Raw genomic sequence first — 16,062 nt, 5'->3', positions numbered from 1 at the left:
TCATGAATCCACAAAGTCCTTGGGCATTGGTTACAGGAGCGTCAGGAACGATCGGGCTGGCGATTGGAGAAGCACTGGCCCGGGTTGGCGTTCCTCTGTACCTGCACTACAATCGGTCAGGGGAAAAACTCATTCCGCTTTTGCAACGCTGCCAGGAACTCGGTGTGCCAGCCGTAACCCTGCAAGCTGATTTGCGCTACCCGGAACAGATTTCGCACATGTTCCAGCAGATGCAGGTGCCTCCTTTGCTGATCGTCAACAATGCGTCTGCCGACCATGTCGGACTGTTTACGGATGTCACGATCCCCCAGTTCGATGAGATGATGGCACTCAACGTCCGTTCCAGCTTTCTCGTGACACAGCTTGCCTTGCCGGCAATGCTTCGCGAACGGTACGGACGCATTGTGAATATCACATCGGTCTGGGGGCTCACAGGAGGTTCCTGTGAAGTGCTATATTCCTTGACAAAGGGAGCACTCAACACCTTTACCAAGGCGTTGGCGAAGGAAATGGCTCCGAATGGGATTACCGTCAATGCCGTCGCGCCAGGCGCCATACAGGGCGGAATGATGGAGCGTTTTTCCCCTGATGAGGTCGAAGCGATCGCGGATGAGATTCCGGCAAATCGCCTTGGCAAACCGGAAGAAGTCGCTTCCGTCGTGCGCTTCCTGTTGTCTGGAGACGCCAGCTATGTAAACGGGCAGGTTATCAGTCCTAACGGCGGCTGGTATACCTGAGTGCCGGCAGGGAGACATGCATAGTTCGTCCACAAAGAAGGAACGCTACCTTTGTGTGGGTTTGTATCGCCCACAACATACAAAGGGAGGGAATGTCCACATGTCGATTCTGGAAAATTTTCGTGACTGGAAAGAGTTTCTCGGCGATCGAGTAGAGCAGGCGAAACAAGCGGGCATGGAAAGTGAAACCCTGCAGAACGTGGCGTACCAAATTGGCGGCTATTTGTCTGAACAAGTAGATCCGAAGAACGATCAAGAGCGTTTGTTGAAACAGCTGTGGGACGCAGGAGACAAGGAGCAGCAGCAAGCACTTGCTTCTTTGATGGTCAAGCTGGTTCAAAACCCTGAAAACATCAACCGTGGCAACTAACGGATAAAATCCCCGACTTTTGGGGATTTTTCTTTTCTCGATTGTCGAATGTTGGGAAAATGTTATACTATCATATGAAGGCAATTTTGGTGTCGGAGAGGATAAGATATGGAAGCGAAAAAAGAGTGGTACATGGAATACGAAATCTCACGCAACCGTCCCGGTTTGTTGGGGGACGTAGCTTCTATTTTAGGTATGCTGAATATTAATATTGTGACAATTAACGGTGTGGACACCATGCGCCGGGGAATGTTGCTTTTGACGGATGATGATGAAAAAATTGAGGTTTTACGCAATGTTGTGCAGAAAATGGACAACATAACCATAACGCGGCTCCGTCCACCGACCATGCTTGATCGGTTGGCAGTTCGACATGGCCGATATATAGAAAGAGACAGTGAGGACAAGAAAACATTTCGTTTTGTACGTGAAGAACTGGGTCTTCTGGTTGATTTCATGTCCGAAATCCTGAAAAAGGAAGGTCATCAATTAATTGGAATTCGAGGCATGCCTCGTGTCGGAAAAACGGAATCCATGATTGCGGCAAGTGTTTCTGCCAATAAGCGCTGGACGTTTATTTCCTCTACACTTTTGCGTCAAACCGTAAGAAGCTCGTTAGCCATTGATGAGATGTCCACTGATCATGTATATTTAATAGATGGGATTGTTTCCACCCTTCGTTCGACAGAAAAACACTATTCTTTGCTACGAGAGATCATGAATTTCCCTGCCGCGAAAATTATTGAGCATCCGGATATTTTCGCAAGAGAGTCAGAGTACGAAATGTCTGATTTTCATTACATCATCGAGTTGCGGCATCATCCGGATGAGGAGATTACATATGAATTGATCAACAATCGCGGCTTCGAACATTTTGACATGAATTAAGGAGGGTAAGCTGTGTCTGAGCTAGGTCAAGTACTTCAAAGGGCCCGCGAGGAAAAAGGAATAACACTCGACGATATCCAACGAATCACCAAGATACAAAAGCGCTATTTGGAAGCGATCGAGAGAGGCCACTTTCACGTACTTCCTGGTCACTTTTACGCGCGCGCTTTTATCAAAAGCTATGCTGAAGCAGTGGGACTTGACGCGAATCATCTTATGGACCATTTCCAATCGGATTTGCCAGCGCAGCCACCGACTGAACAGGTGGAGCGTTTGCGCAGACGCAGGGTAGCCACCGCGAGCAACCCGATGCAGGCAAGCCGATGGATTACCAAGACGCTGCTGGTTTTGTTTGTTGCATTAATCGTCGGCGTTTCGTATTACGCACTCGTCAACAACGAAGGTGGAGTAAGCTTGCCTATTCCCGGTGAAAAAGTGAATCCGGGAGCGGAATATTATCCGCCTGGGCAAGGAGGGAATTCCCCAATCGCTCATCTGCCCACCCCCCCTGCCAATACACCAACCCCTAATCCTGCTACGGAGACCCCTCCTGTCGTGGAAACTCCGACCGTTCAGGTAACCTTCGAATCACAGCAAGGCTCCCTGTACAATTACGCGTTGCAGGGCGGTGATAAAATTTCCGTGAAACTGAAAGTGACGGATGACAGAAGCTGGTTCGGTGTGTCGGAAGCGAAAGGAAAGAAATATGCTGCATCCGGAGAATTGAAGACAGGTGAGGAAAAGACCGTTGAACTGGGCAAAACCGCTTATGTGCGCCTGGGTAAACCGATGAAGGTCGAATTGACAGTTAATGGAGTTGCTGTGGATACTTCCCAAATGAAGTCAATGCCGTCGGACATTGTCATTGCAGTGAAAGAGGCGGCTGCACAATAGGCAAGCAAATGCTTGCCTTTCTTAGCTTTTGTCCTTTTTGACACTTCCTTTGAGCTTATATTATACTGAGTAGGTGCAATTTAAGGGCTGGTATGACCAATTGGAGGAAAACAAATGGGAGAAAAGCTAGGGTCGCGAGAAAAAGTGGCAATTGTAACATTGGGCTGTGAGAAGAATCTCGTCGATTCGGATATGATGGCCCATCTGATAGATGAGAAAGGCTATGAACTGGTCGATAACCCCGATGAGGCGACCGTAGTCATCGTCAATACCTGTGGCTTCATCGATGCTGCCAAGGAAGAATCGGTCAACAAGATTCTCGACATGGCGGAATTGAAAGAGGCTGGAAAGCTAAAATCACTTGTGGTGGCAGGCTGTCTCACACAACGCTACAAAGAGGATATCTTGAGCGAGATTCCTGAGGTGGACGGCATTGTCGGAACAGGTGATTTTATGTCCATCACGGGGATCATCGAAGAGTCCTTGGAAGGAAAGCGGCCCATCTACGTAGGAAATCCAATTTTTGCGTACGAAGATGTCGTGAAACGCAAAGTAAAAGAGGGGACGTATTCTGCCTATATCAAGATTGCGGAAGGCTGCGACAATGCTTGTACATTTTGCAGTATTCCGTTGATGCGCGGAGGCTTCCGCAGCCGCTCCATCGAATCTATTCTGGAAGAGGCGCGTCATTTGGCAGAGCAGGGAATTGTTGAGATCAGCCTGATTGCGCAGGATTCGACAAATTACGGAACGGATATTTACGATGGTAAGCATATGCTGCCTGAGTTGCTGCACCGTTTGGCAGAAGTCGAGGGGATCAAGTGGATTCGACTCCATTACGCGTACCCAGGATTTTTCACGGATGAGCTGATCGCAGAGTTTGCCAGCAATCCGAAGGTGTGCAAATACGTGGATATGCCGCTGCAGCACTCGGAGGACCACATTCTCAAGAGAATGCGCCGTCCGGGACGTCAGACAGATATTCGCGAGCTGGTGGCAAGAATTCGGGCGCAGGTGCCTGATGTGGCACTTCGCACGTCTTTGATTGTCGGATTCCCAGGAGAAACAGATGAGGATTTCGAGCGCTTGTGCCAGTTTGTCAAGGATATTCAGTTTGATCGATTGGGTGTTTTCACGTATTCCAATGAGGATGATACTCCAGCTTCTCGACTCCCCGATCATGTGGACGAAGAGCTCAAGGAAAAGCGCGCGAACATCCTGATGGAAATTCAGCGGGAAATCGCAAGCGAACGAAATAGCCGTTTCGTCGGTCAAGTCTTGGATGTTCTGATCGAACGGTACGAGGGGCGCAATGATATCTATGTGGGCCGTGCCCAATACGATGCTCCGGAAATCGACGGAGAGGTATTTGTGTCTGGTTTCAAAGGCGAACTTGGGCAAATGGTCAAGGTGAAGATCACGCACTCCTATGAATATGATTTGGCCGGGGAGGTAGTATAGGTGAATCTCGCCAACCGCATCACCCTCTTCAGGATCTTTCTTGTTCCGGTAGTAATGTTTTTTCTGCTGGTGCGTTACAACATCGGTACGTTTACCATCGGTAGCCTGACGATGACGTATAATGAGCTGATTGCGGCTTTGGTATTCATCCTGGCGGCCAGTACAGACGGACTTGACGGATATATCGCCCGAAAGAACAAAATGGTGACGAACCTGGGGAAGTTTTTGGACCCGCTGGCAGATAAGCTGCTCATTTCTGCGGCATTGATTTCCCTTGTGGAAATGCAAAGAATGGAAGCATGGATTGCGATCATCATTATTAGCCGGGAGTTTGCCGTAACGGGGCTGCGGTTAATCGCGGCTGCCGATGGAAAGGTGATTGCTGCCAGCGCCTTGGGCAAGCTAAAAACGTGGGTGCAAATCGTCGCGGTTACGGTCGTGATGATTCGCAACTTTCCCTTTGCGATTTTTGGCATTCCGTTTGACCAGGTCGCCATTTGGGCCATGGTCATTATCACCCTGTACTCCGGGTACGACTACTTTGCGAAGAATCGCAACGTGATCCAATACTCGTAAATGCGAGTATTGGTCTCTTTTTTCAATGAGAGGCTTTTCGTGGAAGAGTGTCGGTGGTAGACTGTCTTTTTAGATGCATTTCTACTCATAAAGAGAATGGATGAGGGACATGAGAGCGGAGATCATTGCGGTTGGAACTGAGCTCTTGCTAGGGCAGATTGCCAATACAAATGCACAGTACCTTTCTCAAAAGCTTGCGGAAATCGGCATCGGGGTTTATTTCCACACAGTTGTGGGGGATAACACCGAGCGGTTGCTGCAGACGATCCGGCACGCCGCCAGCCGATCTGACCTGATTATCTTTACCGGTGGCCTTGGTCCAACGCAAGACGATCTGACCAAGGAGACAGTCGCAGCACACATCGGTGTTGGACTGGAAACGAATCAGCCCGCGATGGCAACCATTGAAGCTTTTTTTACACAGCGCAATATGGTAATGACAGAAAACAACCGGAAACAGGCACTCGTTATTGAGGGCAGCCATGTGTTCGCGAATGATTTTGGCATGGCTCCTGGGATGGGGATTTCTCACGCTGGCAGCACCTTTGTCCTCTTGCCAGGTCCACCGAGTGAGCTGTACCCGATGGTGGAGAGGTACGTGATGCCGTATCTGACCCAACTATTGCCTGACAAGCAGGTATTTCACTCGCGTGTGCTGCGTTTTTACGGAATCGGGGAATCCGCGCTTGAAGCCCAGCTTCTCGATCTGATCGAGAAACAGGAAAACCCGACGATCGCTCCTTATGCCAAAGAATTTGAGGTGACACTTCGAATTACTGCTCGGGCTGCGACAATCGAGGAGGCAGAAGCGTTGATTTTGCCAGTAGAGCAGGAAATTCGCGGCAGATTGGGGCAATATATCTATGCGACCGGAGAATCATCCCTTCACGAGGTATGGGTGGAGGAATTGAAGCGCAGGCAAGAGACTGTCGCTTGCGCCGAAAGCTGCACGGGTGGTTCACTGGCCTCGTTGATCACCATGGTGCCCGGCAGCTCTGCCGTATACAATGGTGGTATTGTCTGCTACACCAACGAGGTGAAACATCGCTTTTTGGATGTACCAGAAGAAGTGCTGCAAACGGATGGTGCTGTCAGTGAGAAGACAGCGCTGATCCTGGCGGAAAATGTAAGAGAGAAGTTTGGCACTACTTACGGCCTGTCGGTAACCGGAGTAGCCGGTCCCGATCCGTCAGAAGGCAAACCAGTCGGATTGGTCTATATCGGGATTGCGGCAGAAGGGCTGCCTACAGTGGTGAAGGAACTGCGGCTAGCTGGAAAGAGACATGCCATCGTAAAGCGTGCCGCAAAATATGCGCTGTTCTATGCGCTGCAAATGCAAAAAGAAAGGTGACGTATTCATGACGATGTTTTCTGATTTTCCTTTACATAAATCCATTCTTCAAGCCATTCACGACATGGGCTTCGAAGAACCATCGCCGATCCAGGCGGCTTGTATCCCTAAGGTGTTGGAGGGCGGCGATCTGATCGGTCAAGCACAGACCGGAACAGGTAAAACAGCGGCTTTTGGTATTCCACTTTTGGAGAAAGTCACTCCGGCTAACCGCGTGCAGGCGATCATTCTCACGCCGACCCGCGAGTTGGCGATTCAGGTTGCAGGTGAGCTCTTGCGCATCGGGAAGTACAATAAAGTGCGTACACTGCCAATCTACGGCGGACAATCGATCGGTCATCAAATCCGCGCCCTGCGCCAGGGCGTTCAGATCGTAGTCGGAACACCAGGCCGCGTCCTCGACCATCTACGCCGCAAAACTCTGAAGCTGGAAAGCGTACATACACTCATCCTGGATGAGGCGGATGAAATGCTCGACATGGGCTTTGTCGATGATATCGAAACGATTATCAATCATATGCCGGAGGAACGCCAAACACTGCTCTTCTCCGCAACCATGCCACCAGAGATCAAAAGACTGGCTACACGCTACATGAAAAGCCCTGAGACCATCGCTGTCAGTCGTGAAGAGGTAACGGCTCCACTGATCGAGCAGGTGTATTACAAGGTGTTCGAGCGCAACAAACTGGAGAGCTTGTGCCGAATTCTCGATAGTGAAGATGTCGAGCTCGGAATTATCTTCTGCCGCACCAAGCGCGGTGTAGATGAACTGACTGAAATGCTGCAATCCCGCGGCTATCTGGCAGATGGTTTGCATGGGGATTTGTCGCAGGCTCAACGCGACAAGGTCATGAATGCCTTCCGTGAAAGCTCGATCGAATTCCTCATCGCGACAGACGTGGCGGCCCGGGGCATTGACGTGGGCAACGTTTCCCACGTCATCAACTACGATATTCCGCAAGACTCGGAGAGCTATGTCCACCGCATCGGCCGTACGGGACGAGCTGGACGCAAGGGAATCGCGATGACGCTGGTTACCCCGCGTGAAGTCAGACAGATGATGTTCATCCAGAAGCAGACCAAGGCGCAGGTACTGTCCCGCAACGTGCCGTCCCTCGAGGAAGTGGCGGAACGCAAGCAGGAACAATTGCGCGAGCAGTTGATCAGCTTGCTGGAAAGCGATGCGATCGCTGAGATGTATCAAAAGGTGACCAATTCCCTTTTGGAGCAGTATCCAGCGGAAAAAATCGCGGCAGCGGCACTTCATCTCTCCTTCCATAGCGAAGTAGGCGAAGCGAAGGAGCCGGAAGCGTACAATTTCGGGGAGACTGGAGCCGCCAAAGGCATGGTTCGCTTCTTCCTGAACGTAGGCCGAAATGCCAACCTGAAGCCGCAAGATCTCGTACGCGAGATTTCCGAATCCGTCGGCATCCCAGGCAAAGCAGTAGGTCGGATTGACATTTTCGAGAATTTTACGTTTGTTGAGGTTCCTGAAGATGTCGCAGCCTTCGTCTATGAATCGCTGCGCCAGACGCGGATCAACGGCAAGCGCATTAATCTGGAGCCTGCAAAACCGCGCGGAGCCAAACGCTCCTAAGCACCAGTCTGTCAACAGCCATCCTCCTGAATCGTAGCGTGAGGATGGTTGTTTTTATATGCGAATATTTGTTCGCAAAAAATACTTGGCAAACCCTTCTGTCTCGATGTATGATGAAGACAAGAACAATTGAAGCGAAAAGCTGAAAGGGTGTGTATCATTTGTCAGATCGTCGCGCAGCTTTGGAGAGTGCCTTGCGTCAGATAGAAAAACAATTCGGAAAAGGTTCCATTATGAAACTGGGAGAAGTAGCCAATGTTCAGGTATCTACCGTGTCCAGCGGTGCACTTGCCCTAGACATCGCGTTGGGCGTAGGCGGTTTCCCACGCGGCCGCATCGTTGAAGTATACGGTCCGGAATCATCCGGTAAGACCACTGTCGCCTTGCATGCGATTGCTGAAGTGCAAAGACAGGGCGGACAAGCAGCCTTTATCGATGCCGAGCACGCTTTGGACCCGGTCTATGCGGCCAAACTCGGGGTGAATATTGACGAATTGCTGCTTTCCCAGCCTGATACTGGGGAACAAGCTCTGGAGATCGCGGAAGCGCTGGTGCGCTCCGGTGCAGTTGATATTATTGTCGTTGACTCGGTCGCTGCCCTGGTACCGAAAGCGGAGATCGAGGGTGAAATGGGAGATTCCCACGTAGGTCTGCAGGCACGCTTGATGTCGCAGGCGTTGCGCAAGCTCTCCGGTGCGATCAACAAGTCCAAAACCATCGCCATCTTCATTAACCAATTGCGTGAAAAAGTCGGCGTAATGTTCGGAAACCCTGAGACTACACCAGGTGGACGCGCCCTGAAATTCTATGCCAGTGTGCGCCTTGATGTCCGCAAAGCAGAATCTATCAAGGTGGGCAATGACATCCTGGGAAGCAGAACCAAAATCAAGGTCGTCAAGAATAAAGTCGCTCCTCCGTTTAAAGTAGCAGAAGTGGACATCATGTACGGCGAAGGGATCTCCCGAGAAGGAAGCATTCTCGATATCGGCGCAGAGATTGATGTGGTGCAGAAGAGCGGAGCCTGGTACTCGTTCAACGAAGAACGTTTGGGGCAAGGCCGCGAGAACTCCAAGGTCTTCTTGAAAGAGAACCCGCATATCGCATCTCAGATTGAAGCCAAAGTGCGCGAGTACTACAGCCTCAATCCCAATTCGATTCCTGCCTCAGAACCGGTTCATGACCCGGAGCAGGATGAGGAACCGACTTTCGATCTTGACTAATGATGATAGAAGTACGAGCAGCCTGTCGGGGTAAGACAGGCTGTTTTGCTTACGTCAGCAGGGGAGGAAAAGGATGAAAAACGGGACCATTACCGGTGTCCATCAGGATCAGAAACAGAAGCAGCGCTACCATATCTATGTCGATGATTCCTTTGCCTTTTCCGTGCACGAGGATATTCTGGTCAAATACAACCTGTTTAAAGGAACCCAAGTCGACGAGGCGTTTTTCCAAGAAGTCGTACTTGCAGAGGAGAAGCACAAAGCATATCTGGCGGCATTGCGCTATCTCGGAATCCGACCGCGTACAAGCAGCCAGCTTCAAGCCTATCTCCTGGAGAAGGGATTCTCTTCTCCGATCGCCGAGGAAGTATGCCAGCGGTGCAAGGAACAGCGGTACTTAGATGATCAGGCCTTCGCCCGCCAGTGGGTCGACGAGCGGCTGCGCATCAAGCCAAGGAGTTCGTATATGCTACGCATGGAATTGCAGCAGAGAGGAGTAGAAAAAAACATCGTAGAAGAGGCAGTTAGCGCGGTTACGAGAGAAGACGAATTAGCTGCGGCACGCGCGCTAATCGAAAAAAAGCTGCGCCGTCTGACAGGAAAGCCGAATCCTGACGAAGAGCGAAAACTCCTCTCCATGCTGATGCGAAAAGGCTTTTCCCATTCGATTGTCCAGCAAATCAGAGGCGAAATGCGTCAGCGTACGGATCATGAGGGCTGACTCCATTTGCATGTTCTTGACAATTCTTGTTCACAAAGAATAAAATAGGTGTGTATTTACTAGATGTATCATACCATTTACGCTGATTTGCTCACTCGTTGCCTGTGGAACAACTGAAAACCCGTGCAATGATTGTGCGGCTTCAGCGGACCGAGTCACATCGGTCTTGTTTTTTAGTCGAATGTTCGAAGCCGAGCGGAATCGACAAGCGGCACTCCATGAAAAACGAATGCTTGGAAAGCGGGGAGATGTCTTACAATAAGGAGGTGAAATGAAAGAGCCTATGGAACCAACAACCATAACCGTAGTCATTGCGCTACTTACCTTGCTGATCGGCTTGGCTGTCGGTTACTTCGTCCGCAAGTCGATTGCGGAAGCGAAGATCGGCAGTGCAGAGGAAGCTTCCCGTCAGATCGTCGAAGAGGCGAAGCGGGACGCAGAAGCCGTGAAAAAGGAAAAGGTGCTGGAAGCGAAGGATGAAGTGTTTAAACTTCGTTCCGAAGCGGAAAACGAATTGCGCGAACGCCGCAATGAAATCCAGCGTCAAGAACGCCGCATTCTTCAAAAGGAAGAGGCGTTGGACCGAAAGATGGAACAATTGGAACGCAAGGAAGAGGAATTGTCCGAGCGTGACCGTGCCATCGCGGAGTTGCAAAGCAAGGTAGAGCAATTATATAAAGATCAAGTATCCGAGCTGGAGCGCATTTCCGGGCTGACCCAGGATGAGGCGAAAAGCATTATCCTGACCGAAGTGGAAAACACCGTTCGCCATGAGATGGCCGTCATGATCAAAGAGATCGAGACGCAAGCAAAAGAAGAGGCAGACAAACGCGCCCGTGAAATCATCACGACCTCCATTCAGCGTTGTGCAGCGGACCACGTAGCAGAGACAACTGTATCTGTTGTTACGCTGCCTAATGATGAGATGAAGGGACGGATTATTGGACGCGAGGGTAGAAATATCCGTGCACTGGAGACTTTGACAGGAATTGACCTGATCATTGACGATACGCCAGAAGCCGTGATTCTGTCCGGATTTGATCCGATTCGCAGAGAAATTGCCAAGACGGCTTTGGACAAGCTGGTGGCGGATGGCCGAATTCACCCGGCCCGCATTGAGGAAATGGTGGAAAAAGCTCGTCGCGAAGTGGACGAACGGATTCGTGAATACGGGGAACAAGCTACCTTTGAAACTGGAGTACATGGTTTGCATCCTGATCTCATCAAGATCCTTGGACGTTTGCGCTACCGCACAAGCTATGGTCAAAACGTACTGAAGCACTCGATGGAAGTGGCTCACCTGGCAGGATTGATGGCTGCCGAGCTGAAGGAAGACGTCAAACTGGCCAAACGGGCAGGTCTTCTCCACGATATTGGAAAAGCGATTGACCATGAAGTCGAAGGCTCTCACGTCGAAATTGGCGTAGAGTTGGCGAAGAAGTACAATGAGCATCATGTGGTGGTTAACAGTATCGCATCCCATCATGGAGATACAGAACCAACTTCTGTTATTGCCATGCTCGTTGCTGCAGCAGATGCATTGTCGGCTGCACGTCCGGGTGCCCGCCGGGAGACACTGGAGACATACATTCGTCGCTTGGAAAAGCTCGAGGAAATCTCCGAGTCGTTCGAGGGTGTGGAGAAATCGTATGCGATTCAGGCAGGCCGCGAAATTCGCGTCATCGTACAGCCTGACAAGATTGACGATGCCGAAGCTACGCGCCTTGCACGCGATATCACCAAACGAATTGAAAATGAACTTGACTACCCGGGACACATCAAAGTAACGGTGATCCGTGAAACGCGGTCAGTCGAGTATGCAAAATAAAGTGGCTCAAAAAGCCGCTTTATTTTTTTCTTTCAGGGCAGCGCGATTTTCTAATCGCAGAAGAAGTAGTGTATACTAGCAACGAGGTGAGAACGAATGAAGTTGTTATTTATCGGGGATATCATGGGATCGCCGGGGAGAGAGATCGTGAAGAACTACCTTCCCATGCTTAAGCGAAAATATCAGCCAACCTTTATTGTCGCAAATGGAGAAAACTCTGCCCATGGACGGGGCATTACCGAAAAGATCGCCAAGGAGCTTTTCGATGGCGGCGTTCATGCGATTACGTTGGGGAATCACGCTTGGGATCAAAGGGACATCTATGAGTTTATCGACAGCGAGCCGCGTTTGATCAGACCGGCCAATTTTCCGCAAGGTGCTCCTGGCAGCGGTATTACATATGTAAAGCAATCCGAAGGCGAGCTTGCCGTCATTAATTTGCAAGGACGCACGTTTTTGCCGCCACTGGACTGTCCGTTTCAAATGGCAGACACGCTGGTTGAACAAGCCCGCAAGCGTACCAAGTTGATTTTTGTGGATTTTCATGCTGAAGCGACATCCGAAAAGCAAGCCATGGCCTGGTATCTGGATGGCAGGGTCAGTGCTGTCGTCGGCACGCATACACATGTACAGACAGCAGATGAGCGCGTTTTGCCGCAAGGAACCGGATTTTTATGTGATGTGGGGATGTGCGGACCGAGCAATGGAATATTGGGTATGGAACGAGAGGCTGTGATTCGCAAGTTTTTGACGCAGCTTCCCGAACGCTTTGAAGTGGCGCCAGATCCAGCCCAGCTCAATGCTGTCGTCATTACTCTCGATAAAACGACAGGGCACGCGAAAAAACTGGAACGGATCCGAATTGACTCAGACCATCTATTTATGGAATAATAAAGAAGAGAATTGAATTTTTTGAATCTTTCTTTGGGATTAGCAGGAATTTTTAGGGGTTATGCGAATATCATTCTAATGATGACAGGATTCCGATCAGACGGGAGGTTCAAAAGGATGGAAGTATTAAAAGTTTCAGCAAAGTCTAACCCCAATTCCGTTGCTGGTGCCCTTGCTGGAGTGCTTCGCGAACGCGGGGCGGCTGAGATCCAGGCCATTGGTGCTGGGGCGCTTAACCAAGCTGTGAAAGCCGTAGCAATCGCACGAGGGTTCGTAGCGCCGAGTGGAGTTGACCTCATTTGTATTCCAGCCTTTACCGACATCGTGATTGATGGAGAGGAACGTACTGCAATCAAACTAATCGTTGAGCCCAGATAATCATACAACAAGCCGATTGGCCTGCCTGTTTGTTCGTAGAATGAACAGGTTTTTTCATTTGTCCAAAAAGTCCATCCAAAAAGACAAGCAGTCATGGGCAAGCTGATGATGCCGGAATGAAGCCTCCTAACATATTCTGATGAGGAGAGGTATCCGCCTGATACGGTGTAAATAGGGTATGAAAGCCAGGCAAAGAGGCCATTCTGATGGTAGAAGGATCGTAGTTTTTCTTCTATATTGGAGCAGGGATTCATGCATGGTGGCTGAAGAAAAGAATGGAATGCAAAATGTACGATGAAATGAGTTGCGTGTTTTCCGAAACGTGCTACAATGATACATGAGGATATTAATGAACCAAAGTTCAAAATTCGATTCAGGTCAAAAGTAAGTAGAGTAAAAGCACTTGCAATTTTACATGGACAGGACTACAATTGGTACTGTCAATGCACAATATTGTCACATCTTATCGAATAAATGGATAGGATAAGCTGCTTTTTCTCACAGTCACTGAAAGGGTGGAATCTGAATGATTAGTCAACTTTCTTGGAAAGTTGGAGGACAACAAGGGGAGGGTATCGAGAGTACTGGTGAGATCTTCTCGATGGCAATGAACCGGATGGGGTACCATCTGTATAGCTACCGCCACTTCTCTTCCCGAATCAAAGGTGGACACACAAACAACAAAATTCGTGTGAGTACAACGCCAATGCGCGCAATCTCTGACGACCTCGATATTCTGGTTGCATTTGACCAAGAAACTATCGATTTTAACGCGCACGAACTTCGTGAAGGCGGTATCATTATCGCTGATGCGAAATTCAACCCAAAACTGCCGGACGGTTTGAAAGAAGTACGTTTCTTGACTGTTCCTCTTACCGAAATCGCAGATGAGCTCGGCACATCTCTGATGAAAAACATGGTTTCCATCGGTGCTTCCAGTGCGATTCTGGGAATTCCGGTTGAAAGCTTCCGTCCTATCGTCGAAGATATGTTCCTCCGCAAAGGTGAAAAAGTCGTTGAAAAGAATATGGACGCGATTCGCCGCGGATTTGAATTCGTTACAGAATTGACAGGCGGCCAACTGCCTGAATTCCAATTGGAAAAAGCCAACCCTCAAAAGCAACTGTTCCTGATCGGGAACGATGCGATCGCGCTTGGTGCAGTAGCAGCAGGTTGCCGTTTCATGCCTGCATATCCGATCACACCAGCTTCTGAGGTAATGGAATATCTGATCAAAAAGCTGCCTAAATTCGGCGGTACAGTCATTCAAACAGAAGACGAGATCGCTGCGGTCACCATGGCAATCGGTGCAAACTTTGCTGGTGCTCGTGCGCTTACTGCATCTGCAGGTCCTGGTCTTTCCTTGATGATGGAAGCGATCGGTCTGGCGGGTATTACAGAAACGCCAGTCGTCATTGTAGATACACAACGCGGCGGTCCTTCGACAGGTATGCCGACCAAAATCGAGCAATCCGACGTGAATGCCATGATCTACGGTACGCACGGTGACGTTCCGAAAGTTGTCATCGCGCCAAGTACAGTAGAAGAATGCTTCTATGATACGGTTGAGGCATTCAACATCGCGGAAGAATATCAACTCCCTGTCATTCTGATGACAGACCTGACCCTGTCCTTGGGTAAACAGACTGTGACTCCTTTCGACTACAACCAAGTAGAAATCCGCCGCGGAAAACTGTTGGCTGGACAAGAGTTGCCTGAGAAAGAGCAAAATGACCTCTTCAAGCGTTATGAAGTAACAGAAGATGGCGTTTCTCCTCGTGTTATCCCTGGACAAAAATACGGTCTGCACCACGTAACAGGTGTTGAGCATGACCAAACCGGTCGTCCTTCTGAAAATGCTGCAAACCGTGTGCAACAAATGGATAAACGTATGCGCAAGCTGCAAGGCGTGCTGAAAACGTTTAAGAAACCGGTTGTTGCGGATGCACCACACACAGATGCTGACGTATTGATCGTGGGTATCAACTCTACAATCGGTACGATTCAAGAGGCGAAAGTTCGCCTTGAGAACGATGGCTTGAAAGTAAACCATGCACAAATTCGTTTGCTCCACCCATTCCCTGCTGATGAAATGAAAGCACTGATGGAGAAAGCAAAACAAGTAGTTGTGGTTGAGCACAATATTCAAGGTCAAGTTACCAACCTGCTGAAACAAAACGTAGGTGGCGCGGACAAGATCAAATCCGTTCTGAAATACGACGGTAACCCATTCTTGCCGAAAGAAATCTATGCTGAAGTGAAGGAGCTGACTAAACATGGCAACTATGAAAGAGTTTCGAAATAATGTAAAGCCGAACTGGTGCCCAGGTTGTGGCGACTTCTCCATTCAAGCTGCGATTCAACGTGCTGCTGCGAACGTAGGTCTGGAACCTGAAAATCTGGCCGTAATCTCTGGTATCGGTTGCTCCGGCCGTATCTCCGGCTACATCAACTGCTACGGTCTCCATGGAATCCATGGTCGTTCCCTGCCAATCGCACAAGGTGTGAAAATGGCAAACCGTGAACTGACTGTTATCGCTGCTGGTGGTGACGGTGATGGTTTCGCGATCGGTATGGGCCACACTGTCCATGCGATCCGCCGCAACATGAACATCACGTATATCGTGATGGACAACCAAATCTACGGTCTGACAAAAGGTCAAACATCTCCTCGTTCTGCAACTGGATTTGTGACCAAGTCTACACCTGCTGGTTCTATCGAAGCTTCCATCTCTCCAGTTGAGCTGGCGCTGTCTGTAGGAGCAACTTTTGTTGCACAATCGTTCTCCAGCGACCTGAAAGGCTTGACAGAACTGATCGAAAAAGGGATCCAACACGAAGGCTTCTCCCTGATCAACGTATTCAGCCCTTGTGTAACCTACAACAAGGTAAACACATACGACTGGTTCAAGGAGAACATCGTTCCAGTAGATACAATCGAAGGCTACGATCCGCATGACCGTGTCAAAGCGATGTCTGCTTCGATGCAACACAAAGGCTTGATTACAGGCCTGATCTATCAAAATACAGAGCAAAAACCTTACGAAGCGCTGGTTAATGGCTTCAAAGAACAAGGTTTGGCTAATCAAGACATTCGCTTGTCTGAAGAAGACTTTGCGAAACTGGTTGCTGAATTCGCGTAAGGTTTGG

General features: G+C 49.6%; 15 protein-coding genes. All 15 read left to right on the top strand.

Annotated features, from left to right (window positions below):
* Positions 1-2 precede the first annotated feature (2 nt).
* A complete protein-coding gene (gene ymfI / locus T458_RS42065) occupies positions 3-737 on the top strand; it encodes an elongation factor P 5-aminopentanone reductase (RefSeq protein ID WP_023557082.1) in 735 nt (244 codons plus the stop codon).
* A gap of 100 nt (positions 738-837) precedes the next feature.
* Complete coding sequence (locus T458_RS42060) at positions 838-1,107, top strand: DUF3243 domain-containing protein (RefSeq protein ID WP_023557081.1); 270 nt, start codon at positions 838-840, stop codon at positions 1,105-1,107.
* Positions 1,108-1,215: 108 nt separating this feature from the next.
* Entirely contained in the window at positions 1,216-1,995 is a 780-nt protein-coding gene (locus T458_RS42055; RefSeq protein WP_023557080.1) for a YmfK family protein, read from the top strand.
* 12 nt (positions 1,996-2,007) lie between these two features.
* On the top strand, positions 2,008-2,889 hold the full coding sequence (locus T458_RS42050) for a helix-turn-helix domain-containing protein (protein WP_023557079.1): 882 nt from the start codon (positions 2,008-2,010) through the stop codon (positions 2,887-2,889).
* Between the two features lie 114 nt (positions 2,890-3,003).
* Positions 3,004-4,350 (top strand): 30S ribosomal protein S12 methylthiotransferase RimO, encoded by a 1,347-nt coding sequence (gene rimO, locus T458_RS42045; RefSeq protein WP_023557078.1) that lies wholly within the window; start codon positions 3,004-3,006, stop codon positions 4,348-4,350.
* The gene (gene pgsA / locus T458_RS42040; RefSeq protein WP_023557077.1) at positions 4,351-4,926 is read left to right on the top strand and encodes a CDP-diacylglycerol--glycerol-3-phosphate 3-phosphatidyltransferase; all 576 of its coding nucleotides are present in this window, start codon (positions 4,351-4,353) and stop codon (positions 4,924-4,926) included. It abuts the gene before it with no gap.
* A gap of 109 nt (positions 4,927-5,035) precedes the next feature.
* The gene (locus tag T458_RS42035; protein WP_023557076.1) at positions 5,036-6,277 is read left to right on the top strand and encodes a competence/damage-inducible protein A; all 1,242 of its coding nucleotides are present in this window, start codon (positions 5,036-5,038) and stop codon (positions 6,275-6,277) included.
* A 7-nt stretch (positions 6,278-6,284) separates the two neighbouring features.
* Entirely contained in the window at positions 6,285-7,874 is a 1,590-nt protein-coding gene (locus T458_RS42030) for a DEAD/DEAH box helicase (protein WP_023557075.1), read from the top strand.
* 161 nt (positions 7,875-8,035) lie between these two features.
* Positions 8,036-9,094, top strand: a complete 1,059-nt coding sequence (gene recA, locus T458_RS42025; RefSeq protein ID WP_023557074.1) for a recombinase RecA — start codon at positions 8,036-8,038, stop codon at positions 9,092-9,094.
* A 73-nt stretch (positions 9,095-9,167) separates the two neighbouring features.
* Positions 9,168-9,815: a RecX family transcriptional regulator gene (locus T458_RS42020; protein ID WP_023557073.1), complete on the top strand. Its 648-nt coding sequence runs from the start codon at positions 9,168-9,170 to the stop codon at positions 9,813-9,815.
* Between the two features lie 283 nt (positions 9,816-10,098).
* The gene (gene rny, locus T458_RS42015; RefSeq protein ID WP_031305822.1) at positions 10,099-11,643 is read left to right on the top strand and encodes a ribonuclease Y; all 1,545 of its coding nucleotides are present in this window, start codon (positions 10,099-10,101) and stop codon (positions 11,641-11,643) included.
* Positions 11,644-11,739: 96 nt separating this feature from the next.
* Complete coding sequence (locus T458_RS42010; RefSeq protein WP_023557071.1) at positions 11,740-12,534, top strand: TIGR00282 family metallophosphoesterase; 795 nt, start codon at positions 11,740-11,742, stop codon at positions 12,532-12,534.
* Between the two features lie 117 nt (positions 12,535-12,651).
* Complete coding sequence (spoVS, locus tag T458_RS42005; protein ID WP_003385776.1) at positions 12,652-12,912, top strand: stage V sporulation protein SpoVS; 261 nt, start codon at positions 12,652-12,654, stop codon at positions 12,910-12,912.
* Between the two features lie 526 nt (positions 12,913-13,438).
* Positions 13,439-15,217, top strand: coding sequence for a 2-oxoacid:acceptor oxidoreductase subunit alpha (locus T458_RS42000; protein WP_023557070.1), 1,779 nt, complete (start codon positions 13,439-13,441; stop codon positions 15,215-15,217).
* Positions 15,189-16,055, top strand: coding sequence for a 2-oxoacid:ferredoxin oxidoreductase subunit beta (locus T458_RS41995; protein WP_023557069.1), 867 nt, complete (start codon positions 15,189-15,191; stop codon positions 16,053-16,055). Before T458_RS42000 ends, T458_RS41995 begins: the two co-directional genes overlap by 29 nt.
* Positions 16,056-16,062: the final 7 nt, after the last annotated feature.

Source organism: Brevibacillus panacihumi W25 (assembly GCF_000503775.1).
Lineage (GTDB): Bacteria > Bacillota > Bacilli > Brevibacillales > Brevibacillaceae > Brevibacillus > Brevibacillus panacihumi_A.
Note: the sequence above shows the minus strand (reverse complement) of the source record. Positions and strands in the feature narration are given on the sequence as shown.

Excerpts from the sequence above, each read along its gene's own strand:
- T458_RS42010 (WP_023557071.1), top strand. The coding sequence starts at position 11,740 with ATGAAGTTGTTATTTATCGGGGATATCATGGGATCGCCGGGGAGAGAG.
- T458_RS41995 (WP_023557069.1), top strand. The coding sequence starts at position 15,189 with ATGGCAACTATGAAAGAGTTTCGAAATAATGTAAAGCCGAACTGGTGC.
- T458_RS42060 (WP_023557081.1), top strand. The coding sequence starts at position 838 with ATGTCGATTCTGGAAAATTTTCGTGACTGGAAAGAGTTTCTCGGCGAT.
- T458_RS42055 (WP_023557080.1), top strand. The coding sequence starts at position 1,216 with ATGGAAGCGAAAAAAGAGTGGTACATGGAATACGAAATCTCACGCAAC.
- T458_RS42030 (WP_023557075.1), top strand. The coding sequence starts at position 6,285 with ATGACGATGTTTTCTGATTTTCCTTTACATAAATCCATTCTTCAAGCC.
- T458_RS42035 (WP_023557076.1), top strand. The coding sequence starts at position 5,036 with ATGAGAGCGGAGATCATTGCGGTTGGAACTGAGCTCTTGCTAGGGCAG.
- rimO (WP_023557078.1), top strand. The coding sequence starts at position 3,004 with ATGGGAGAAAAGCTAGGGTCGCGAGAAAAAGTGGCAATTGTAACATTG.
- ymfI (WP_023557082.1), top strand. The coding sequence starts at position 3 with ATGAATCCACAAAGTCCTTGGGCATTGGTTACAGGAGCGTCAGGAACG.
- T458_RS42000 (WP_023557070.1), top strand. The coding sequence starts at position 13,439 with ATGATTAGTCAACTTTCTTGGAAAGTTGGAGGACAACAAGGGGAGGGT.
- rny (WP_031305822.1), top strand. The coding sequence starts at position 10,099 with ATGGAACCAACAACCATAACCGTAGTCATTGCGCTACTTACCTTGCTG.
- spoVS (WP_003385776.1), top strand. The coding sequence starts at position 12,652 with ATGGAAGTATTAAAAGTTTCAGCAAAGTCTAACCCCAATTCCGTTGCT.
- T458_RS42020 (WP_023557073.1), top strand. The coding sequence starts at position 9,168 with ATGAAAAACGGGACCATTACCGGTGTCCATCAGGATCAGAAACAGAAG.